General features: G+C 66.9%; 16 protein-coding genes. 5 read left to right on the plus strand and 11 right to left on the minus strand.

Translation table 11 applies throughout. The features are described from left to right. Positions 1 to 52: 52 nt before the first annotated feature. Positions 53 to 802: a GAF domain-containing protein gene (locus AC56LG_RS09105; protein ID WP_497165769.1), complete on the plus strand. Its 750-nt coding sequence runs from the start codon at positions 53 to 55 to the stop codon at positions 800 to 802. On the opposite strand, the gene AC56LG_RS09110 is transcribed toward AC56LG_RS09105, so the two are convergent. From AC56LG_RS09110 to AC56LG_RS09120, 3 genes are read right to left on the minus strand one after another with little or no spacing between them, the layout of a single operon-like run. Next, complete coding sequence (locus tag AC56LG_RS09110; protein ID WP_497165770.1) at positions 799 to 1200, minus strand: ANTAR domain-containing response regulator; 402 nt, start codon at positions 1198 to 1200, stop codon at positions 799 to 801. The two genes, AC56LG_RS09105 and AC56LG_RS09110, sit on opposite strands and share 4 nt — an antisense overlap. 27 nt (positions 1201 to 1227) lie before the next feature. Continuing rightward, positions 1228 to 2004 carry a 5'-3' exonuclease gene (locus AC56LG_RS09115; protein ID WP_497165771.1) on the minus strand — a complete coding sequence of 259 codons (777 nt, stop codon included), beginning with the start codon at positions 2002 to 2004 and terminating at the stop codon, positions 1228 to 1230. A 6-nt stretch (positions 2005 to 2010) separates the two neighbouring features. Next, positions 2011 to 2682, minus strand: a complete 672-nt coding sequence (locus tag AC56LG_RS09120) for a glutathione S-transferase (protein WP_497165772.1) — start codon at positions 2680 to 2682, stop codon at positions 2011 to 2013. A 180-nt stretch (positions 2683 to 2862) separates the two neighbouring features. On the opposite strand from AC56LG_RS09120, the gene AC56LG_RS09125 reads away from it, so the two are divergent. Next, positions 2863 to 4452, plus strand: coding sequence for a methyl-accepting chemotaxis protein (locus AC56LG_RS09125; RefSeq protein WP_497165773.1), 1590 nt, complete (start codon positions 2863 to 2865; stop codon positions 4450 to 4452). Between the two features lie 71 nt (positions 4453 to 4523). Beyond that, the gene (locus AC56LG_RS09130; RefSeq protein WP_497165774.1) at positions 4524 to 5342 is read left to right on the plus strand and encodes a DUF72 domain-containing protein; all 819 of its coding nucleotides are present in this window, start codon (positions 4524 to 4526) and stop codon (positions 5340 to 5342) included. A gap of 168 nt (positions 5343 to 5510) precedes the next feature. Here the strand turns inward: AC56LG_RS09130 and AC56LG_RS09135 are convergent, their stop codons facing one another. Genes AC56LG_RS09135 through AC56LG_RS09150 form a run of 4 tightly spaced genes read right to left on the minus strand, consistent with a single transcriptional unit; the run spans position 5511 to position 8506 of the window. Beyond that, positions 5511 to 6044, minus strand: coding sequence for an REP-associated tyrosine transposase (locus AC56LG_RS09135; RefSeq protein WP_497165775.1), 534 nt, complete (start codon positions 6042 to 6044; stop codon positions 5511 to 5513). Positions 6045 to 6102: 58 nt separating this feature from the next. Then, positions 6103 to 6366 carry a DUF6587 family protein gene (locus tag AC56LG_RS09140; RefSeq protein ID WP_497165776.1) on the minus strand — a complete coding sequence of 88 codons (264 nt, stop codon included), beginning with the start codon at positions 6364 to 6366 and terminating at the stop codon, positions 6103 to 6105. Position 6367: 1 nt separating this feature from the next. Further along, positions 6368 to 8245, minus strand: coding sequence for a ferrous iron transporter B (gene feoB / locus AC56LG_RS09145; RefSeq protein ID WP_497165777.1), 1878 nt, complete (start codon positions 8243 to 8245; stop codon positions 6368 to 6370). A 3-nt stretch (positions 8246 to 8248) separates the two neighbouring features. Continuing rightward, positions 8249 to 8506 (minus strand): FeoA family protein, encoded by a 258-nt coding sequence (locus AC56LG_RS09150; protein ID WP_497165778.1) that lies wholly within the window; start codon positions 8504 to 8506, stop codon positions 8249 to 8251. A gap of 204 nt (positions 8507 to 8710) precedes the next feature. Between AC56LG_RS09150 and AC56LG_RS09155 the strand changes: the two genes are divergently transcribed. Then, positions 8711 to 8923 (plus strand): (2Fe-2S)-binding protein, encoded by a 213-nt coding sequence (locus tag AC56LG_RS09155; RefSeq protein ID WP_497165779.1) that lies wholly within the window; start codon positions 8711 to 8713, stop codon positions 8921 to 8923. Between the two features lie 91 nt (positions 8924 to 9014). Further along, the gene (gene bfr, locus AC56LG_RS09160) at positions 9015 to 9485 is read left to right on the plus strand and encodes a bacterioferritin (protein WP_497165780.1); all 471 of its coding nucleotides are present in this window, start codon (positions 9015 to 9017) and stop codon (positions 9483 to 9485) included. A gap of 94 nt (positions 9486 to 9579) precedes the next feature. On the opposite strand, the gene AC56LG_RS09165 is transcribed toward bfr, so the two are convergent. The 4 genes from AC56LG_RS09165 to AC56LG_RS09180 all read right to left on the minus strand — a co-directional run bounded on the left by AC56LG_RS09165 (position 9580) and on the right by AC56LG_RS09180 (position 22013). Beyond that, entirely contained in the window at positions 9580 to 11226 is a 1647-nt protein-coding gene (locus AC56LG_RS09165) for a CehA/McbA family metallohydrolase (protein ID WP_497165781.1), read from the minus strand. 100 nt (positions 11227 to 11326) lie between these two features. Then, positions 11327 to 12397, minus strand: a complete 1071-nt coding sequence (locus AC56LG_RS09170; RefSeq protein ID WP_497165782.1) for a sugar-transfer associated ATP-grasp domain-containing protein — start codon at positions 12395 to 12397, stop codon at positions 11327 to 11329. A gap of 134 nt (positions 12398 to 12531) precedes the next feature. Beyond that, positions 12532 to 13389 carry an outer envelope protein gene (locus tag AC56LG_RS09175; protein ID WP_497165783.1) on the minus strand — a complete coding sequence of 286 codons (858 nt, stop codon included), beginning with the start codon at positions 13387 to 13389 and terminating at the stop codon, positions 12532 to 12534. Next, positions 13386 to 22013, minus strand: a complete 8628-nt coding sequence (locus AC56LG_RS09180; protein WP_497165784.1) for a GH36-type glycosyl hydrolase domain-containing protein — start codon at positions 22011 to 22013, stop codon at positions 13386 to 13388. Before AC56LG_RS09180 ends, AC56LG_RS09175 begins: the two co-directional genes overlap by 4 nt. Positions 22014 to 22055 lie beyond the last annotated feature (42 nt).

Raw genomic sequence — 22055 nt, forward strand, 5'->3', positions numbered from 1 at the left:
TGTTGCTCAAGTAAAATACCAATCAATTATTGATTACGCGAAAATAAATACTATGGCTTCATCCAGCCTTGACGATGGCAACGATCCGATACTGACCACGCGCGAAGCGGCCAAGCTGCTCGGCATCGCGGTGAGCACTGCCCAGCAATGGATCGAAAATGGCGCGCTGCCGGCCTGGAAGACACCGGGCGGCCACCGCCGCGTGCGCCTCTCCGCGGTCAGCGCGCTGTTGCGCGCGCGCGCCGGCGGCGCCGTACCGGCCGGCAGCGCCGATCCAGGCAACTTCCTGGCGGGCGCCGCCTGCGCCCTGCCCGGCCACGAGCATGCGCGCCTGATGGCCCTGCGCGCGACCGGTTTGCTCGACAGCGAAGCGGAAGCCGTGTTCGACCGCCTGACCTGGCTCGCCACCCAGGTCACCGAATGCCCGATCGCGCTGCTGTCGCTGGTGGCGGGGGGCCGCCTGTGGTTCAAGTCGCGGGTCGGGTTCGCGCTGCCACAGGGTCCGCGCGAGGGCGCCTTCTGCAGCCACTTGATAGAACAAGATGCCGAGCGTGGCGCCGGCCGCAACGCACCGCTGGTGGTGCCCGACACCCTGCTCGACGCGCGCTTCCGCCACAATCCACTGGTGGTGGGCGCGCCGCACGTGCGTTTTTACGCGGGCTTCGCGCTGGTCGACGACGAGGGGTATAAACTCGGCGCCCTGTGCGTGATGGACAGCGAACCGCGCCGCCTGCGCGAACGCGAGATGCGCGCGCTGGCCGAACTGACGCAGATCGCGGCCGAGGAGATCAGGCGGCGTTAAGTATCAGGAGCGGCGCCGCCTTGCTGCTGCCTGCGCACCACGGCGATGACGGTATTGCGGATGGTCTTCAATACCGTATCGGCCTTGAACGGTTTCACGATAAAACCCTGCACCCCGCGCGCCAGCGCCGCTTCGATGGTCGGCGCGTCGAGCGTGCCCGAGACCATGAAGACCAGGGTTTTCGGCAGCCTGGCGCGCAACTGCTCGACCACGTTGCTGCCGTCTTCCACCTGTTCGCGCGCGATGCACATGATCTGCGGCCGGAACTTGGCCGCCTGCAGCAGCGCATTCTGGCCGGTGTGCGCCTGGCCCACGACCTCGTAGCCGCCCTCGGTCAGCACGGTATTCAATAATCCGCGCGAGATGGCGTTCGAATCGACGATGACGGCTTTCAGCATGGGCCGCTCTCCTTCAATGTCCGGTGTTCAGTGTGAATCGTAGGCCAGCGCCTTCCAGGTGACGCCGAGGCGCACGTCGGTTTTCAGCCGCACCAGTTCGCGCGACAGGTACAGGATGTCGCGCTCGGCGCGCAGGCGTTCGCCGAGCGGTGTCTTCAAAATGCCGGCGCCGGCCATCACCGCGTCCAGGCTGCCATAGGCATTGAGCAGGCGCGCCGCCGTCTTCATGCCGATCTTGGACACACCAGGCACGCCGTCGGTGGCGTCGCCCATCAGCGCCAGCAGGTCGTGCAGCAATTCCGGCGCCACGCCGAACTTGTTGCGCACCCAGGCGTCGTCGTGCCACTCGTTCTTGAAATGATCCCACACCAGGGCGCCATGCGCGATCAGGACATGTAAATCCTTGTCGGTGGTGGCGACGATCGCCTCCCCCCTGTTTTCCTGCAGCCAGCGCATGACGCAGGTGGCGACGACGTCGTCGGCTTCGACCTCGGGCAGCATCGCCACCGGCACCCCGGCCGTGCGCAGGCGTTCCTGGAATTCCGGCAGCGCCTCGCGCAGCACCGCCGGCATCGGCGCGCGGTGCTCGCGGTAGCGCGGGTACAGCGCGTGGCGCCAGGTCGGGCCGCCGTAATCGAAAGCGGCCAGCACGTGGGTCGGCGCATGCACTTCCAGCACGTTGCGAAACGACGAGAACGCGTGGCGCAGGGCGATGCTGGCCTTGAGGTCGGAGTCGGGCTCCGGGCTGGCTTCGTAGACCCGGCGCACGATGTTCAGGCCGTCGATCGCAAGCAGCTTGGCCATGCCTCTTTACCTTGCGTAGTCGTATTTGCCGCCGCGGGCCAAAGCGCGTACGTAAGCGGGACGGGCGTGGATGCGCGCCAGGAACGCGCTCAGGCGCGGGTATTGGGCGCCGAGGCCGGCGCGCGACGCGGCCGCCTCCAGCGGAAAACTCATCTGGATGTCGGCGCCGGTGAGTTCGCTGCCGGCGAACCACTCGCGCGTCGCCAGTTCCGATTCCAGGTAGTCGAGCTGGCTTTTGATGTTCGGGTTGATGAAGGTGTCTTTCACCTTGCGCGCGATGGCGCGCGCGATCGGCTTGGCAAAGAAGGGCATGGGGCCGTTCTCGACGCGGTCGAACACGAGTTTCATCAGCAGCGGCGACATGGCCGAGCCCTCGGCGAAGTGCAGGTAAAAATTGTACTTCAGTTTTTCCGGCGTGCCCGCAGCGGGGACCAGCCGACCGTCGCCATAGCGCTCGATCAGATAGTCGACGATCGCGCCGGATTCGGCCACGACCGTGGCGCCGTCGGTGATCACGGGCGACTTGCCGAGCGGGTGCACGGCCTTCAGTTCGGGCGGCGCCAGCATCGTCTTCGGATCGCGCTGGTATTTCTTGATTTCATACGGCAGGCCCAGCTCTTCGAGTAGCCAGAGGATGCGCTGCGAGCGCGAATTGTTCAGGTGATGGACTGTGATCATGGACGCGCGCCGAGGAACGAGGGAGCGCTAGCTTAGCATTGTTGTGTGGTTACAAAAAGGCACATGCATTTTTGACGATTAATGTTCCGTTACTGCAACTTAAGTTTTACAATCGCAACCCCTGCGCGCCATTTCATCAAATTTGGCAGTTGCGTTCGTGCTCCCCTCCTTCCCCTGTCCATGAACATTCTTTTTCGTCTGACCATTGCCCAGAAACTGGCCCTATTGACCATCTGTTCCGGCCTTGGCATGGCGATCGTCGCCGCCTGCTTCCTGGTGTCCGAGCGCAAGCTGATCCTTGAAGAACGCGGGCACGGCGTGCGCCAGGCGGTCGAGGTGGCGGCGGGCATCGTCGAACGCCATCAGCAGGCAGTGGCAACGGGTAGCGCCACCAAGGAAGCGGCGCAGGCGGCTGCGCTGGCCGAACTGAAGGCGCTGCGCTACAGCGGCTCCGAATATTTCTGGGTCAACGACATGCAGCCGCGCATGCTGATGCATCCCTTGAAACCGGAACTCGACGGCCAGGACATCGGCGCGATCGCCGACCCCAACGGCTTGCGCCTGTTCGCGGTCGCGGTTGACGTGGTGCGCAAGGATGGCGCCGGCTACGTCGCCTACATGTGGCCGAAACCGGGCCAGGAGGCGCCGGTGCCGAAGGTGTCGTACGTGAAGGGGGTCGCAAACTGGAACTGGGTGATCGGTTCCGGCGTCTACATGGATACCGTCGGCGCCGTGTTCTGGCCGCGCGTGCTGTGGTTCTCGGCCGCCACGCTGGTCATCTCGAGCGTGCTGATGCTGTTCGGGCTGTCGCTCTCGCGCAGCATCACGCGCCGCCTGGGACGCGCCGTGAACCTGGCGCGCACGGTGGCCGCGGGCGATCTGACCACGCTCATCGAGGTGCGCGGCAACGACGAAACGGCGCATCTGCTGGGCGCCCTGCGCGACATGAACGGCAGCCTGGGCAAGATCGTCGGCGAGGTCGACGTCGGCATCCATGCGATTGCCAGCGCCTCGCACCAGATCGCGGACGGCAACCACGATCTGTCGAGCCGTACCGAGCAGCAGGCGGCGGCGCTCGAGGAAACCGCCTCCTCGATGGAGCAACTGACCAGCGCCGTGCAGCAGAATGCCGAACATGCGCGCCACGCCAACCGCCTGTCGGCATCGGCGGAGCAAGTGGCGGTGCGCGGCGGCAACGCCGTGCAGCAGGTAGTGCACACGATGGAATCGATCGACCAGTCCTCGCGCAAGATCGTCGACATCATCGGCGTGATCGACGCCATCGCCTTCCAGACCAACATCCTGGCCCTGAATGCGGCCGTCGAGGCGGCGCGTGCCGGCGAGCAGGGGCGCGGCTTTGCGGTGGTGGCCGGCGAAGTGCGCACGCTGGCCCAGCGCTCGGCCGCGGCGGCCAAGGAAATCAAGGCCTTGATCGACGACTCGGTGCAGCGCGTCGCGGCTGGCAGCACGCTGGTGCGCAACGCCGGCGCGACGATGGGAGAGATCGTCAGCAGCGTGCGCCAGGTGAACGGGATCATCGCCGAGATCACGGCCGCCAGCGAAGAGCAGGAAGCGGGCATCGGCCAGGTCAACCAGGCGATCGCCGAGATGGATGGCGTGACGCAAAAGAACGCCGCGCTGGTCGAAGAAGCGGCCGCCTCGGCCGAGGCGATGCGCCTGCAGGCCGAGCGCCTGGCCGAGGTGGTCGGCGTGTTCAAGGTCGCGGCAGGCGCGCCGCGGCGCGCATCGCACCTGCTGTTGGCGGCGTAAGCTGCCCCACCCCGCCCGGCACGGTTCGGCAACGCACCGTGCCGGGCAGGGTGGCCCTCTATGATGGGGCCATGGGCACAATCCACATCGGCATTTCCGGCTGGCGCTACGCGCCCTGGCGCGGCAAGTTCTATCCTCCCAAACTGGCGCAGGCGCGCGAGCTCGACTACGCCTCGCGCCAGCTGCCGACGATCGAGATCAACGGCTCCTTCTATTCGCTGCAGCGCCCCGAAAGCTACGCCGCCTGGTACGCCGCGACGCCGCCCGGCTTCCTGTTCGCCGTGAAGGGAAACCGCTTCATCACCCACATGTTGAAGTTGAAGGAGATCGACGGACCGCTGGCGAACGTGCTGGCCTCGGGCGTGTTCGCGCTGCGCGAAAAGCTCGGTCCCTTCCTGTGGCAATTCCCCGAAATGGTCAAGTTCGACCCCGAGCGCTTCGAACATTTTCTCAGCATCCTGCCGCAGGACACGGAAAGCGGCCTGGCATTGGCGCGCCGGCACCAGGCGCGCATGGAAGGCAAGGTCTTCCTCGAGATGGATGAACGGCGTCCGATGCGCCACGCGGTCGAGGTCCGCCACGAAAGCTTCCGCGACGCCCGTTTCATCGCGCTGCTGAGGAAGTACAACGTGGCGCTGGTGGTGGCCGACACGGCGGGCCGCTGGCCGTACATGGAAGATGTGACGGCCGACTTCGTCTACATCCGCCTGCACGGCGACAAGGAGTTATACGCCAGCGGCTACGACGACGCAGCGACCGAACGCTGGGCCGCACGCATCCGCGCCTGGAGCATCGGCGGGCGCGATGTGTACTGCTACTTCGATAACGATATCAAGGTGCACGCGCCGTATGATGCGCAGCGGTTGATGGCGGCGTTGGGGTTGAGGTGATGCGCGGTTCGATCGATGGCGTGACGATTGTGGTCTGCGTGCGTTACGCGTGGACTCGGGAGTCCACCCTACAATTAGGGCAATTCACGCATTGGCACGCGGCGGCTGATTGATTGCAAACGTAGGGTGGACTCCCGAGTCCACGCGTAAACGCCGCGTACCACCTGCTTATTCCAAATCCGACTCCGCAATCCCCGGCGACCCCGCCCAATCGGCGCAATATATTCCCTCGCGCACATACCGATGGAAGGTCGAATACGGCCAATCGCATACCTGCCTCACCTGCCCGTGCTTGACCGGATTGAAATGGATGTAATCGACGTGGCGCTCCATATCGACTTCGTCGCGAATCTGGTGCTCCCAAAAACGTCGTTGCCAGATGGTCGACTCGCCGCGCTGCCGCGCCGCCCGGGTCAACAACCGTGGGTCATGCAAGCCGTCCCTGCAGGCACTGGTAACGTAACGCTTGATCTCTGCCCAGCGCGTCGAATAATCGCCGTCGGGCAACGTCCAGATGCAATGCATGTGATCCGGCATCAGTACCCACGCGTCCACGACAAAGGGACGGGTCAGGCGTACCGTTTGGATGGCGTCGCGCAGGGATGTACGCAGTAGCGAAGTGCAAAAGATCGGACGGCGCCGGTAAGCGACGACCGTGAAGAAATAGGTAGTACCAGCAGATTGGCGGCGGTAGCGAGGCATGGTGCGGCATCGTATGCCGCGGCAGCGTCAGTCCGGATGGGGTACATCAAATGAAGCGTCAGCGCTTCTCGTGCAGCTTGATCACCCGATGCTTGTTCCCCTCCGGCGCCGCCGGCTCAGCTGGCGTGTCGCAGGTATTGCAGCTCTTGCACCCGCCGCCGCAGCTGTCGGCGGTCCCGAGCCAGCGCACCAGCCTGGAGTCGGCCCCGCCGCGCGAGAGGCGGTTGACGAGACGGATGCGCCAGGCCGCCGGCAGGTATTTGGCGCCGATGTACACGGCAGCCACGACCACCACCAGCGCGACGACCAGTTCCTGCCACATGTCAGCCGCCGCCGAGCGCCAGCGCGACGCGGTAGGTGATGAAGGAGGCGACGTAGGCCAGCGCGAACATGTAGCCGGCCATCATCCAGGCATATTTGGCGCTGCCGGTTTCGCGGCGCACTACCGACAGGGTCGCGATGCACTGCGGCGCGTACACGTACCAGGCCAGCAGCGACAAGGCCGTGGCCAGCGACCAGGAAGCGCCGATCAGCGGGCCCAGCGTGTTGGCGACGTCGTCGCCGGAACCGGCCAGCGCATACACGGTGCCGAGGGCGCCGACCGCCACTTCGCGCGCGGCCATGCCGGGCACCAGGGCGATGCAGATCTGCCAGCCGAAGCCGATCGGCTCGAAGATGAAGGCCAGGGCGCGCCCCAGCATGCCGGCCACGCTGTAGTAGATCGGCGGTTGCGTCGCGCCTTCGGGCGCGCCCGGGAAGCTCGACAGGAACCAGAGCAGGATCATCAGCGTGAGGATCAGCGTGCCGACGCGCATCAGGAAGATCTTGGCGCGTTCCCACAGGCCCAGCGCCAGCGTCGGCAGGTGCGGCCAGTGGTAAGCAGGCAGTTCCAGCAGCAGCGGATGCTGGGTGCCGCCGCTACGGCGTTTCATGTACCAGGCCACGCCCATCGCGCTGACGATGCCGAGCGCGTACAGCGCGAACAGCACCAGGCCCTGCAAATTGAAAATGCCGACCTCGCGCTCGGGGATGAAGGCGGCGATGATCAAGGCGTACACCGGCAGGCGCGCCGAGCAGGTCATCAGCGGCGCGATCATGATCGTCACCAGGCGGTCGCGCGGGTTCTGGATCGTGCGCGCGGCCATCACGCCGGGAATCGCGCAGGCGAACGAGGACAGCAGCGGAATGAAGGCGCGGCCGGACAGACCGACGCCGCCCATCATGCGGTCGAGCAGGAAGGCGGCGCGCGGCAGATAGCCGACGTCTTCCAGGATCAGGATGAAGAAGAACAGAATCAGGATCTGCGGCAGGAACACCAGCACGCCGCCGACGCCGGCGATGATGCCGTCCACGATCAGGCTGCGCAGCGGTCCGTCGCTCATGGCGTCGCCGATCCAGGCGCCGATGCCCTCGACCGAGCCGGTGATGAAATCCATCGGCGCTTCGGCCCAGCTGAACACGGCCTGGAAGATGACGAACATCAGCGCCGCCAGCAGGATCGGGCCGGCGACCGGATGCAGGATCACCTGGTCGATTTTTTCCGACAGGTTGCCCTTGTCGTGGGCGTAGCTGGTGGTGGCGTCGAGGATGCGGCGCACTTCGCGCTGGGTCTGTTCGACCGGTACCGCATCGATGGCGGCCAGCGGCTGCGGTTTCACGTGCTCGAACGGCATGCGGTCGAGCGCATCGAGCAGCGCCTGCTCGCCGCCGGCCTGGATGGCGACCGTCTCGACCACCGGCATCTTCAATTCCTGCGCCAGTTTCGCCGTATCGATCTCGATGCCGCGCTTTTTGGCGACGTCGACCATGTTCAGGGCCAGCACCATCGGCAAGCCGAGGCGCTGGATTTCCAGCACCAGGCGCAGATTCAGGCGCAGGTTTGTGGCGTTGACGACACAGACGATCGCGTCCGGCGCCGATTCACCGGCGCGCAGGCCGGCAACGACGTCGCGCGTAATCGCTTCATCCGGGGTTTGCGCGGACAGGCTGTAGGCGCCCGGCAGGTCGAGCACGCGCAGGGCGCGGCCGGCAGGCGAGGTAAAACTGCCTTCCTTGCGTTCGATGGTGACGCCGGCGTAGTTCGCAACCTTCTGGCGCGCGCCGGTCAGTCTGTTGAACAGGGCTGTCTTGCCGCAGTTCGGATTGCCGAGCAAAGCGATCAGGGGCGAGCGTGTCGCCACCTGTTGTTCCATGACACCCATCGATTATTCCGGCTGGATCGAGACGAGTGCGGCCTCGAATGTGCGCAGGGCGAAGGTCGACTCGCCGACCTTCACGGCCACCGGGCCGCCGGGCAGGCCGCGTTTGAGCATGCGGATGCGTTCGCCGGGCACGAAGCCGAGTTCCATCAGGCGGCGCGCCACGTCCTGGCCGCCGAGTGCGTGCGGCGCAAGGTGGATCACGGTCGCACTCTGCCCGGCCTTGAGGGCGTCGAGTGTGGTCAAAGTGGGGACTAGAGTCATGATGACGTTTCCGGTGTGTGGCGCTCACCTGTAGCGCTGATGAGACAGATACTAGCATCATAAACCTAAATGCGAATTATTTCTATTTGCAGAACGATACCACGACAAAACCGCTTGCGTCTGTCGAAAAAACTGCGCAGAATAGAACACGAATGAGAACGATTCTCATTATTTGAGTGACAACTTGCTTCAGGGACTACTTCGATGATCGTCTGCGTCTGCAACAACATCTCCGACCGTGAAATCCGCCAGGCCGTCGACCTCGGCATCACCTCGATCGCCGCCCTGCGCGCCGAACTCGGCTTGGGCACCGACTGCGGCAAGTGCATCAGCTATGCCCGCGAAGTGCTGCACGAAGCGCTCGACAGCAAGACCGTTGTTACCGAACTGAGCTTCCGCTCCACACAAACCGCGTAAGTTTCTTTCTTCCACGCCGCCGGCTTTCCGGCGCGCGCGTTCGCCCTCTTTGCTATAGTTGTGGCAACGCATAACCACAACAAGGCATATCATGAAGGGCGACCCCAACGTCATCCGGCTGCTCAACGCGCAGCTGACCAACGAGCTTACCGCCGTCAACCAGTATTTCCTGCACGCGCGGATGTACCGCCACTGGGGCTTTTTCAAGCTCGGCAAGAAGGAATACGACGAGTCGATCGGCGAAATGAAGCATGCCGACAAGCTGATCGACCGCATCCTGATGCTCGACGGCCTGCCGAACCTGCAAGCATTGCATAAACTCTTGATCGGCGAAAACACCGAGGAAATGCTGGCCGCCGATTTAAAGCTCGAGCGCGCCGCCCAGCTGACCGTCAAGGAAGGCATCGCCGCCGCCGAAGCCGCCGCCGACTACGTGTCGCGCGACCTGCTGCTGCTGATCCTGGAAGATACCGAAGAGCATATCGAGTGGCTCGAGACCCAGCTCGACCTGATCGTGAAGGTCGGGATCCAGAATTATTTGCAGAGCCAGATGGTGGAATAACGTCATTTTTAAACGGCGCCGCTGTGTTGCTTACGTTACGCGTGGGCGGCGCATGCGGTGTAGGGATGCAACTACCCGGGTGGAGCCGACCACCCTACTCCTGCGTCACCCAGATTGGCGCCGACCACAGGATGTTGCCATCCGCCTGGGTCACCTTCGCATAATAAAAATGCGCGCCGACCGAAGGCGTCACACTGACGGTCGCCTGGTCCGACATCTGCGTCACCACCCCGCCGCGCCCCGGCACCCCTTCCATGATCGCCACCGAGGCCACCTGCTTGCCCGCCGTGCTGGCGAAGTGCGCCACCAGGTTCAACGGTCCCGTATTGGTAAAACGTTCGCCCATCATGCGGCCGTTGGCGGTCAGGACCAGTTGCGAGCCCTTGTCCATGGTGGCGAACACGCGCCGCGCCTTTAACGCATCGACGAAGCTGGCCTGGCTCAGGGCGACGCCGTTGGGGATCAGAACACCGGTGCGGTTGGTGTAGGCCGTGCCCCAGTTGGCGCAGTGGTTGTCCTGGTTGGTGCTGAAGGCGACATGAAAGCCGGCTTCCAGGATCTTGTTGCAGGCCGTCTCGAAATTGCTGCGGCGGGTTTCGCCTTCCTTGTCGTTCTTCGAAAACGCGGTGCTGTTGACCACTTCGCAGAGCGCCATCGCTTCGTCGCCGTCGGCCGTATAGCCGAGCGCGCTGCCGTTCACGCTGAACTGGCCGGACGTCGACGGATGGTTGAACTGGCCGACCCAGCCGCGTTCGCGCATCAGGGTGTACAGGGCGGCGTAATCGCTGCGCGGCGTGGCCACGTCGGCCAGCAATTGCCCCTTCGCGTTCTTTTCCCAGCCCAGTAACTGTTCGCTATTGAAAATGTTGACATGGCCGCCCTTGTTGATGACGCCCCACTCCATGCCGTACACGGCGAGGAAATCCGGATGCGCGGCATTGAAGCCGGCGGCCGTGTCCAGCCCCTTGCGGTACAGCGCCCTGGGGACGGCCGGATCGGTATCGGCTTTGGTGCTGTCGGAGCCGTCGTACATGTGGTTGTGCTCGGAGGCGACCAGGATGTCGAGGCCGTGTTTGCGGGCATAGCCAAAGGCGGCATCGGGACCGTATTTCGCCGTCAGCGGTTCCTGCGCGCCCTTGCAGTCGGACAGTTCGGCGCCGCCATCGCTGTGGTTGGTCTGGCTGTGCAGGTTGCCGAAATAGACGGTGAATGGCAGCGCGCCGGTGGCCGGAGCGGCGCCGGGTTGAGCGGTACGGCCGCTCGGCAACGGCGCGAACGGCGGCAGTACCGGCGCTTGCGGCGGCCCGATCTCGATCTGCCAGGCCTGCTCGTGCACGTCGAGCGCCGGCGCCTTGGCAGATGCATCGCGGCTGGCGGCGCGCAGGCGCACGCCGTAGACACCGGCGGCGAGCTTGCCGGCATCGAGGCCGGACCACGGCACCGTGACCGTCACCGGTTGATCGGCCAGCGGCGTGCGGTCCTGCCAGCGGCGCACGACGACGCCGCGCGGCGAGATCAGTTCGAGCTGCCAGTCGACGACTTGCGCCTGGCGCGCATTCGGGTAATCAAATGCCAGTGTGAACGTGCGCGCCTCACCTTTGCCAGGCTCGAGTACCCGGTACGGTGCATATAAAGTGGCTTCGAATTCGCTGTGTTCTTCGATGGCGGCAACGGCGGCTGGAGCGCAGAGGCAGCACAGGAACAGGGCGAGCTTGGCGGGGAGTAGGAGTGAGGTTTTCATAGTGCAATTGTTGCAATTGCACTAAGAAGAGGACTTGCGCCAGACGCTTTGTTAGTTGCTATTAACTATATATTTTTTGATAAAAATACAGCGCCGGACATCAGCCGCCGCGCATCCAGCGCTCCACCTGGCGCAGCGGCAAGTTCAGGCGCGCGCAGCCGATCTGGTCGGGACGGACGTTCAGTTCGATCATGCGCGGCCCGTCGGTGGCGATGGCGACGTCGACACCCGCGATGTTCACGTGCGGAAAAGCTTGCAGGGCACGCATCGCCACGTCCTGGCATTCTCTCCAATACGGCAGCTGCACGCCGCTGATCTGGCCGCCCGTGTCCGGGTGTGCCGTCATGGTGTCCAGCGGATTTTTCGCGTTCGCCGCATGGCTGATGATGCCCGTCGCCAGGTCGACCGGGCAAAAAATGCCGCCGCCGCTGGTATTGTCGACCATGCTGCCCTTGCGCCCCACGCGCAGGAAGGCGCCGGCGATGCGGCATTCGCCACGCGCCTGGTAGAGCCAGATGCGCAGCGTATTCACCGAATTGGCATGGATGCCGGATAACACCGGGTGCTGCACCAGGTAATGCTCGACGATATAGCCGTCCCGATTCTTTGCGATGGGCGCATGCCAGTCGGCGACCGGCGTCACCGCCGCCGTCACCGGGTGTACGAATACCGGCCGGCCATCGGCCTCGCCGATCTGGAAGGCGGCGAATCCCGCACCGCCATACCCTTCCACCAGTTTGAAACAGACCTTTTGGCCCATCAGGCGGCGGCACAGCGCCTCGAGATCGGCCAGGCCGCGCAAGGGGGTGCCGTCGGCACAGGCGCCGCGTTGCGGATGCAGGAAGCCGATGAATTCGGGCGTCGGCACGCTGGTGAGCTGCAGAATTGCTTTTTCGATCACCTTGTGCTGCGAGCTTTTCTGGTAACCGGGCAGATTCCAGCGGTCGACGAAGGCGTTGTATTCCTTCTTGTTGAGGTGGTCCCACTTGTCGGAAAACGGAACCTCGGGACGCCACCAGCGCGCCTGCAGGTAATAACCCGGGCCGATGCCCCGGATCAGGAACAGTGCCGCCATTTCCAGCAGCTGGCGCCAGAACGGCAGATAGGCGAGACCGCTGTTATTGCTGCGCAGGTGGGCCCAGGCGCGCCCGATATCTTTCACGACTTGCATTCGAATCCCATATCACCGGCCTCCCTGACAGGCCGCCGCGAATGGCGGCCCAAACGCTACGAATGGCGTTCATGCGAAGGTTGACACAACATTATGCCATTCCTTCGCGCAATACCCGGGCACCGCAGACAGGATCAGAAATGGTACTCGGCGCGCACCATCGGCGTGCTGGCGCGCTGGCCGCGCCCGCCCGTGGTGGTGCGGGTGTTGCCGAACTTGTTGTTCCAGAACTGGTATTCGAGGCCGACGCGGAAGCGGCTCTTCGGCTGGCCGAAGTGAGCACCCACGTCGTACATCAGCGCCATGTCGATGTTGGTTTCGGCGCCGGTACCGAGGCCGACTTCATCCCGCCCCTTGGCGCCGATGAACATGCCGTAGCCCTCGAACGCGAGCCGCTTGGCCACGGGAATCGCCCAGTTCACCGACAGCGCCGCATGGGTGTCGTAGGTGTAGCGGCCATTCACGTTGGCGATCGGAGGGAAAGCGCCGCTCGGCGCATTCGATTCGCGCAGCACCAGCAGGCTCGTATTCAGGAAGCCGGCCGGCACGTCCCACATCAGCGTGGGACCGGCGACCAGCATGCGCTTGCGCGAGTTGTAGCCGACGTCGTTCTTCGTGTTCCAGTCGAAGCCGAGCGTCAGTCCGACGCCTTTGACGGGGCCATAGCGCATCTCGGCGCCGCGCAGGGCGCCGATATCGAGCAGGTGGCGGTAGACGACATACGCTTCCTGGGCGCCTTCGCTTTGCGTCAGCGAAGCCGGATCGTTCTTATCCGACTGCAGCAGGTCGACGTTGAAAAAATTGCTGCCGTATTTGTAGCCGCTGGCGTGGGTCAACGCAAAGATGTGTTTATTAATGTGCTCGGGATTGAAGGGCTCGGCGAAGCGGGTGCCGTAGCGCCAGCTGATCGAGGTGTCGCTCCAGTCGGCCGCGTTCGCGGCGCCGCAGGACAGCAACAGGGTGGCGCCAGTGGCCAACAGGATTTTTTTCATGTGATCGTTCTTGAATGAGGTTGTTGATGGTCTGCCGTGCCGGCGCCCTGCTGCCGGCGTACGACGTGCAGCAGGGCGTGGTGCGTCCGGCCATCGTCGATCAGCTGCACCGTGTCGCCGCCGACGTCGACGCCATCGACCAGCAAGGCCGGGCTGGCGGCGGCGCGCACGTCGATGGCGTACGTGGTGGCACGGTAGCGGTACTGCAGCGTGAAACCCGGCCAGCCGCGCGGCAGCTGCGGCGCCAGCACCAGCCGCTCGCCGATGCGCTCGATGCCGAGCAGCGATTCGACGATCAGCCGGTACATCCATCCGGCGGAGCCAGTGTACCAGCTCCAGCCGCCGCGCCCGACATGCGGCGCGGCGGCCAGCACGTCGCCGGCCACCACGTACGGTTCGAGCCGGTAGCGTTCGCAATCGTCAAGGGTAGCCGCCAGGCGCACCGGGTTGAGCATGTCGAACAGTTCCCAGGCGCGCTCTCCTTCTCCCATGCGCGCAAAGGCCATCGCGCCCCACAGCGCGGCGTGCGTCGCCTGGCCGCCGTTGTCGCGCAGGCCGGGCGCATAGGCGCGCAGGCTGCCCGGGTTCAGGCTGCCGGCCTCGAACGGCGGATCGAACAGTTGAATCAGTCTCGCTTCGCGCCGCACCAGGCGCGCCTCGACTGCCGCCATGGCCTGGGCCGCGCGTTCGGGACCGGCCGCGCCGGACAATACGCTCCAGCTCTGCGAGACCAGGTCGATGCGGCATTCGTCGTTGTCTTTCGAGCCGAGCGGAGTGCCGTCGTCGAACCAGGCGCGCCGGTACCACTCGCCATCCCAGGCATGGTTTTCCAGCTGGGTGGTGAGCGCCTGGGCGGCGGCGCGGCAGGTGGTGGCGAAGCCGTAGTCGGCGCGGCGGTCGGCCAGTTCGGCGAAGCGCTGCAACACCTCGATCATGAAAAAGCCCAGCCACACACTCTCGCCGCGGCCCTTGTCGCCGACGCGGTCAAGACCATCGTTCCAGTCGCCGCTGCCGATCAGCGGCAGGCCGTGTTCGCCGAAGCGCAGGCTGTGGCGGATCGCGCGCACGCAATGCTGGTACAGGTCGCCATGCTGCTGCGCCAGGCGCGGCGCGTCGAAATACGACTCCTCGCCCTCCTCCAGTGTGCGCCCTTCCAGGTAAGGCGCCGTCTCGCTCAGCACGGCAAGGTCGCCGGTGGCGCGGATGTAGCGGCAGGTGGCCAGCGGCAGCCACAACAAATCGTCGGAACAGCGCGTGCGCACGCCGTTGTTCGACGGCGCATGCCACCAGTGCTGGACGTCGCCCTCGACGAACTGGTGCGCGGCGCACAGCAGCAGATGGGCGCGCAGCAGTTGCGGGCGCGTGTGCACCAGCGCCATTGCATCCTGCAGCTGGTCGCGGAAGCCAAAGGCGCCGCCGGATTGATAGTAACTGCTGCGCGCCCACATGCGGCAGGCGATGGTCTGGTACAGCAGCCAGCCATTGGCCAGCACGTCCAGGCTCGGGTCGGGCGTGGCGATGCGCACCGCGCCCAGCGTCTCTTCCCAATACGCGTGCACCTGTTCGCGCACCGCGCGCGCGGCGACGCTGCCGCGGTAGCGCTGCACCAGTTCGGCCGCATCGCCGCCCGCCGCGCCCAGCATGAACACCAGTTCCTTCTCCTCGCCCGGCGCCAGCGCGAAAGCCACCTGCAAGGCCGCGCACGGGTCGAGCGCGGCGCCGACGCTGCCGGACAGGCCGGCGCCCCTTAACGCCTGCGGCTGGCGCAGGTTGCCGCCGCGGCCGATGAATTCGCTGCGGTCGCAGGTGAACGCGTTCACCTCGGCGTCGACGTGGAAGAAGGCGACACGGTCCGCATAGTCGCTGTTCCAGGCATTGCGCGCCAACAGCGCGCCGCTGGCGTCATCGCGTTCGCTCACCACGTGCATGCCGGAGGCCGCGCGCAGCTCGCCCAGCACCCATTCGACGTAGCCGGTGGCGGACAGGCGCCGCTCCGTATCGCTGTCGTTGCGCACCCGCAGTACCGTGTACTTCAGCGGCGCGTCCGGCGCGACAAAGGTCGACAGCGCGGAATGGATGCCGTGCGCGCTGTGCTCGAAGACGCTGTAGCCGAAGCCGTGGCGCGACAGGTAGGCGCCGCCCGATGGCGCAGGCAGGGCCGTCGGCGACCAGAACACGCCGCTGGCTTCGTCGCGCAGATAAAACGCTTCGCCGCCGCGGTCGCTCACGGGGTCGTTTTCCCAGGGCGTCAGGCGCAACTCGCGCGCGTTCTCGCTCCAGCTATAGGCTTGCCCGCTTTCGGAGACGACCGCGCCGAAGCTCGGGTTGGCCAGCACGTTCGACCAGGGCGCCGGTGTCGGCCGGCCGGGACTGGTGCGGATGATGTACTCGCGTCCGTCGGGGCTGAAGCCGCCGATGCCGTTGTCGAGCAGGAGATCAGGTTGCGTTGCCTGCTGTGCGACGGCAACGGGCGCCGGCGCTTCGGTGCGCAGGGGCGGCAACACCGGGGCGAACTGCGCCTCCGCGCGCCGCAACTGCTCGGGCAAAGCGCCGCGTTCGTTCGGCAGCACCACGCGCGCGACAGCCTGCAGCAGGATGCGATCTTGTTCCGGCAGCTGGTCACGCATCTGCACGTACACGCCGCCCGGGCGATCGCGCTCGGAAGGGGCGATCGCCTCGATCACCTGCGCGTGCAGCGAGCGCTCGCCCGCTGCGCCTTCACCGCACCAGATCACCAGGTCGACGTTCAGCCCACGCGCGCGCCACCATGCGTGCGCGCCCAGCAGCTGGCGCACCAGCGCCAGGCCGGCGGCGTCGTCGACCTGCACCAGCACCAGCGGCAGGTCACCCGTGATCCCGTACGGCCACAGGTTTGACTGTCCGCGGCGGTTACGCGCGATGAGGCCGGGGGCGGCGCGCAGTGCGCGGCCGGGATAGAGCACGGCGCCGGCCAGGCGCGCATACAGCTGGCTGTCGGCCTCGCTCGTGTTGGCGTCCTGCAGCGCTGCCGCGGCCTGCGCCGGGGCCAGCGCAAAGGCGCGGTCGGCGCCGTTGCGTTCACGGTATTTGTCGGCCAGCGCCAACCCATCCGCGCGGTTCGCCGCCACGCCGAGGATCACATCGACGGTGACCTCTTCTCCCGGCGCCAGCGTCAGGCTGCGGCGCATCACCAGTGCCGGGTCGAGCACGGCGCCGGCGGCGCCATCCAGCGGTGTGGTCGCGACCAGCGCGGCCGGCAGCGCATTGTTATGGCCGCGTTTGATGAAATCGGCGCGGCTGGTTTCGAACGAGATCTCGCCAGCAGCGCCGTGGAGCGCCATCGCGTTGACCAGCCAGGGCGTCGGTTCTCCTCCCGCGCCCGGCCGGCGCGTGCACAGGATGGCCTCATGCGCGGCCTCGATCTCGCTGTGCACGAACAGCTTGCTGAAGGCGGGATGGGCATCATCCACCGCGCTTGGCGCCAGCACCGGCTCGGTGTAACTCGTCAACTCGATACGGCGCGTGCGGTCAGATAAATTCCTGATGCGCGTGCGGCGCAGCTCGACGTCGTCATCCGGCGCCACCACGATCTCGGTGATCAATTCGATGCCGTGGTCGCGGCGCAGCCATTGCGCGCGTCCTTCCGGGAAGGTCACTTCGTAATGCTCGGGCTGGGCCAGCGTCGGCTGCCAGGCGCTCGACCAGACCGCGCCGCTGTCGAGGTCGCGCAGGTAGCAGAACAGGCCCCAGTCGTCGTTTGTTGCGTCCAGGCGCCAGCGCGTGAGCGCGAGCGCGTTCCAGCGGCTGTAGCCGGCGCCGTCGCTGGTCACCATTACGTGGTAGCGGCCGTTCGACAATAGCTGCGCCTGCGGCTGCGCCAGCCCGACGCGCGTGACCGTGCGCAGCGGCAGCCGCGTTTGCGCCGGCGTGCCGCGCTGCGCCAGCGGCGCGAAGGCGTCGGCCTCGATCGCAGCCACCGGCGGCACCGGTTCCTGCAACAGCGGCAGCGCCGCGCGCAATTGCGGGTCGGCCGCGAAGCGCGCCTGCATCGGGCGTCCGTGCAGCAGGGACGACAGCGCAAGTAAGCCCATGCCCTGGTGATCCGAGCGGTAGGCGCGCACCAGCGCATGGCGCTGGCCGTGCGCCATGCTCGATCCCGTATAGTCGATCGCCTCGTACAAGCCATAGGGGCCGGCAGCCAGCGCTGCCATCCGCTCCAGGTTGGCGCAGGCCGCTTCCGGCGCCACCAGCAGCGCCAGCAATGCCGCGTGCGGCGCCACCACCAGCTCGTCGCCGAGGCCACGCGCGCGCCCGCTGCCCGGCACGCCGAACGCGCGCTGCGCGTAATGCAGCGCGCCGTCCAGGCTGTTGTAGCAGGACTCCGTAAACCCCCAGGGGATGGCGTGGCGCCCCGCGTAGTCGATCTGGATGCGCACCAGCGCGCGGCCGCTGCGCTCGAGCAGGGTACGGCGCAGGCCCGGCATCACCAGTTGCGGCATCAGGTAGTCGTGCAGCGCACCGTGCTCGGACAACAGCACGGGCGTATCGCCGACGAGGGACAAGCGGCGCCCGAGTGCAAGCCAGTGTGCTGGCGGCAGCTGGCCGCGGGCGATGCCGACAAAGCTGGCCAGGCGCGCGTTCGAGGCGAGCAAATCGAGGCCGCCGGGCTCGCGCCGGTTCGCGCCGACGTCGAAGCCGGGCGCCAGCAACCGGGTCGCCGGGTCGAACAGCAAGCCCCACTCCATGTCGGCGAACTCGCGCGCGCAGGCGGCCAGCACCTCGATCTCGGCCAGGCGTTCGCGCGCGCTGGCGGCGCCCTCTTCCACCATCTGCGCCAGCGCCTGTGTCTTTGCCTGCGCTGCATTGCCGGCGCCCGAGGCACGCACCGCGCAGGCAGCCAGTTCGCGCAGGGTCGGAATGCGCGTCAGGCTGGCGTCGAGCACGTATTCCTGCACCGCGCGCATCCAGGGGGCGAGCAGCAGCAGGTCGTCGTGGGCGGCGCGGCAGTCTTCCTCCAGTTTCGTCGCCCAGTTGCGCAAGTCGGCGTCCGCGTCGTCTCCGAGTGCAGCGGTCAGTTCCGTCGCCGCGCGCAACGCGGTCTGCAGGCATTCGGCCAACCCCGGCAAGGTGTCGCCGTTGCGGCAGCGCTGCGCATCGAAGGCGTCGCGGCAGGCGTCAAACGCGCGGCGTACCGGAGGCGAGGCACCCTGCGCATGCTCTTCCAGCACGTCCAGGGTGGCGCGCATTCCCTCCAGCGAACGCACGCCGGCGATCGGTGCATCGGCCAGGCCCTCGATGCCACAGGCCAGGGTCAGCAAATGGCCGGCAAGGTTGCCGCTATCTGCCGTCGATACGCGCGCCGGCAGCAGCGGCGCCAGCGTGCGCGTGTCGTAGCCGGCATAGAAGTGGCCGTGGTGGCGTTCGAGCAGCGCCATGCTGGCAAACGCGGCGCGCACGCGCGCCAGCACCGTTGCTTGCGGAACGAAACCGAAGTCCCAGGCGCTCAAGCTGGCCAGCAGCGCCAGGCCGATGTGGGTCGGCGCGGTCGTGTGCACCAGCAGCGGTTCGGGAAATTCCTGCACGCCCGCCGGCGGCAGCCAGTTGGTGGCGGGATTCACCACATCCTCGAAATAGCGCCAGTTGCGGCGCGCCAGCCGCGCCAGGAAGCGGGTCTGCTCGGGCGACAGGTCGGGCGCTTCCCGTTCGAACGGCAGGCTGACCCACCAGGCGACGAGCGGAGAGAGGAACCACAGCAGCAATAAAGGCGCCGCCGCGAACAGGGCGAACGGATGCACGAAAGTCAGCAGCACCGCGACCAGCACGCTCAGCAGCGGCGCGAACCACATGCTGCGCCAGGCCGATTCGACGTCGGTACTGGCGCGTACCAGGCTGGACGCCTTCCATTGCAACAGGCGCCGGCGCGAGACCAGCATGCGCCAGCCGGTGCGCGCGATCGCATGGACGCTGTACCAGGCTTCGTGCGGCAGGAAGGCGGTATGCATCACCGCGTGCGCCAGGCTGCCCGCCGCGCCGTGCGCCCAGTTGGGCACGTGCTGGCGCCAGGGCATGGCCTGCGGCTTGTCGGCCAGGCCGACGAGGATATTCAAAAATGCGGGCAGGAAGAACAGCGATAACGCGGCGGCGCTCCAGAAGGCCGGCCCGGGCAACAGCGCCCAGCACAGCACCAGCATGCCGGTCAGCGCCGGCGCCACCAGGCTGCGGCGCAGGTTGTCGAGCAGCTTCCAGCGCGCCAGCGGCGACAAGGGATTGGCTTCGCGTCCACCACCCGCGCCTGGCACGGTGGCGCGCAGCCAGCCGGCCAATTGCCAGTCGCCGCGCACGCGGCGGTGGCGGCGCGCGATGGCGTCGCTGTAGCGCGCCGGGCAGCTGTCGGGCAGCGCGACGTCGCCCAGCGCGGCGCTGCGCAGGTAGCAGCCTTCGAGCAGGTCGTGCGACAGCACGGCGTTGTCGGGCAGGCGCCCGTCCAGTACGCGCATGAACGTGTCGACCTCGTAGATGCCCTTGCCGACGTACGAGCCTGCGCCGAACAGGTCCTGGTAGACGTTCGCGGCAGTGTCCGGCCTGGCGCCGCACAGGCGTTCGTAGAGCGAGGCGCGCGCACGCGGCAGCGCGCTCGTCACGCGCGGCTGCAGCACCGCGTGGCCGGCGACCACGCGGCGCGCGCTGCTGTCCAACTGCGGCTGGTTGAGTGGGTGCGCCATGGCGGCCACCATCCGCCGTGCGCTGTCCATTGGCAGCCCGGTGTCGGGGTCGAGCGTGATCACGTAGCGCACGCGGTCCAGGCCATCGAGACTGCCTTCGACCAGCATGAAGCGCTCGCGCGCGCCGCGCAGGAAGGCGTTGAGGTCGGCCAGCGCGCCGCGCTTGCGCTCGCGCCCGATCCAGGCCTGCTCGCTCGTGCTCCAGACGCGGGGGCGGTGCAGCAGCAGGAAGGGGCGGTCGTCGTAGCGTGCATTCAGCGCGGCGATGGCGGCGCGCGCCTCTTCCAGCAGCTCGGCGTCGCCGAACACCGTCGCATCAAGTGCGTCGTCGAAATCGGTGAGCAGGCAAAAGCGCAACTGCGGGTCGCGGTTGGCGAGGTAGCGCAACTCCAATCCCGCGCACAGCGCCCTGGCGCCGGCACTGTCGTGCAGGAGCGCCGGCACGGCGACCAGCGTGCGCGCCTCCGCTGGAATACCGCCACTGAAATCCATGCGCGGCAAGGGGCGCGGCGCCACCAGGCGCGCCACCATCAGGTGCGTCAGGGTGACCGCCAGTTGGCTGGCGCCGACGGCGGCCAGCACACCGAGCACGACCAGCAGCGCGGTAGCGGCGCCGGCCTGCCAGGCATGCACCAGCACTGCCGCCGTGAACAGCAAGGTAAACGCGCCGATCGCGCCCAGGTAGGACAGCAGCGGCCGGCGCCGCGCCGCGCGCCGCAGGGCGAACAAGGCCCCCGGCGGCGCCGTCAGTTGCGCCTGCAGCGCGGGCAAGCCGGCGCCGACCAGGTAATGGCCGACGTGGCGGCCGCGCGTATCCGCCCCGCCCTCGGCCAGCGCCAGGGCGGCAGTGGCGATCTCGCCTTCGCCTTGTTCGCTGCGGCGTGCCAGACGCGCGATGCTGCGCCGGTACAGCGCGCGCGTCGCGCCATCCATCTGCGCATACACGCCGGCCGGATCGCGCCGCAGTGCCTGTTCGACCATGCTTGTCGTCTCGATAAAACCCTGCCAGTCGATGCGCGCGAGCAGGCGCAGGCTGGCCAAGCTGTTGGCGAGCGAGGCGGCGTCCAGCGCCGCTTCCTCGCCATCGCGGCGCACCAGCACATCGAGCGTGAGGCCGCTGTCGGCCAGGCGCGTGCCGATCCATTCCAGTACCTGTTCCAGCTGCGTGCCCTGCCCCTGCAGGCGCTGCGCCAGTGCGGCGACAAAGACCGAAGGGAAAGGCTGAACGTCAAGTGCTTGGGTACGCGCCATGTCCGCCATCAGCAGGACCAGGTCGCCGGGACGGCGCGCGGCGGTCTCGAGCAGGCGCGTGGACCATGCGTCCGCCAGGGCGTGTTGCAGCACGCGCTCGTCGAGGCGCACGGCCAGGCGGCGCAGGTTTTCCACCAGCGCCAGGCGCAGCATGACCGGGAGCGCCGCCAGTTCGCCAAGGCGCAAGGGCGCGCTTTCCTGATAGGCGGCGATGAAGCGGGCCAGGCTGCCTTCTTCGACCAGGCCGTCGCCATGGGCGACCAGGGTCAGCGCCAGTTCGTGGACGCGCGGCGTACCCGCGGCGTCTGCCGGCGCCGCCAGCAGCGGCAACCGCTGCGGCAAGTGCAGGCGTGCACTGTGGATCGCCTCGATGACCAGGTGATAGTGCTCGAGCAGGAGGTCGGCGGCCGCGGGCATTTCGCTGCCGCGCGCCAGTGCGCCGCAGGCGGCATCAAGCGCGGCCGCATTTTCCATCAAACGTGTGCGCAAGCGGCCCGGTCCCTCCTGCGGCGCGAGCGCGTGGACCGTCGCGAGGTGGCGCCCGTGGTCGGCCATCTGCGCGGCGTCAAAAGGCGCGGCGCGCAGCGGTGCACCGTCCGCGGCGCCGGCGGCGCGGACGGGCGCATGCCCCGCGCGCGGCGCGTCGGCCTTGGTGTGCAATTCGTCGTTCAACAGGAGCCTCGATGATGGGCGTGCGTACATGTCGCACGGCTG

This window comes from Telluria sp. ZB2R32 (genome assembly GCF_059685715.1).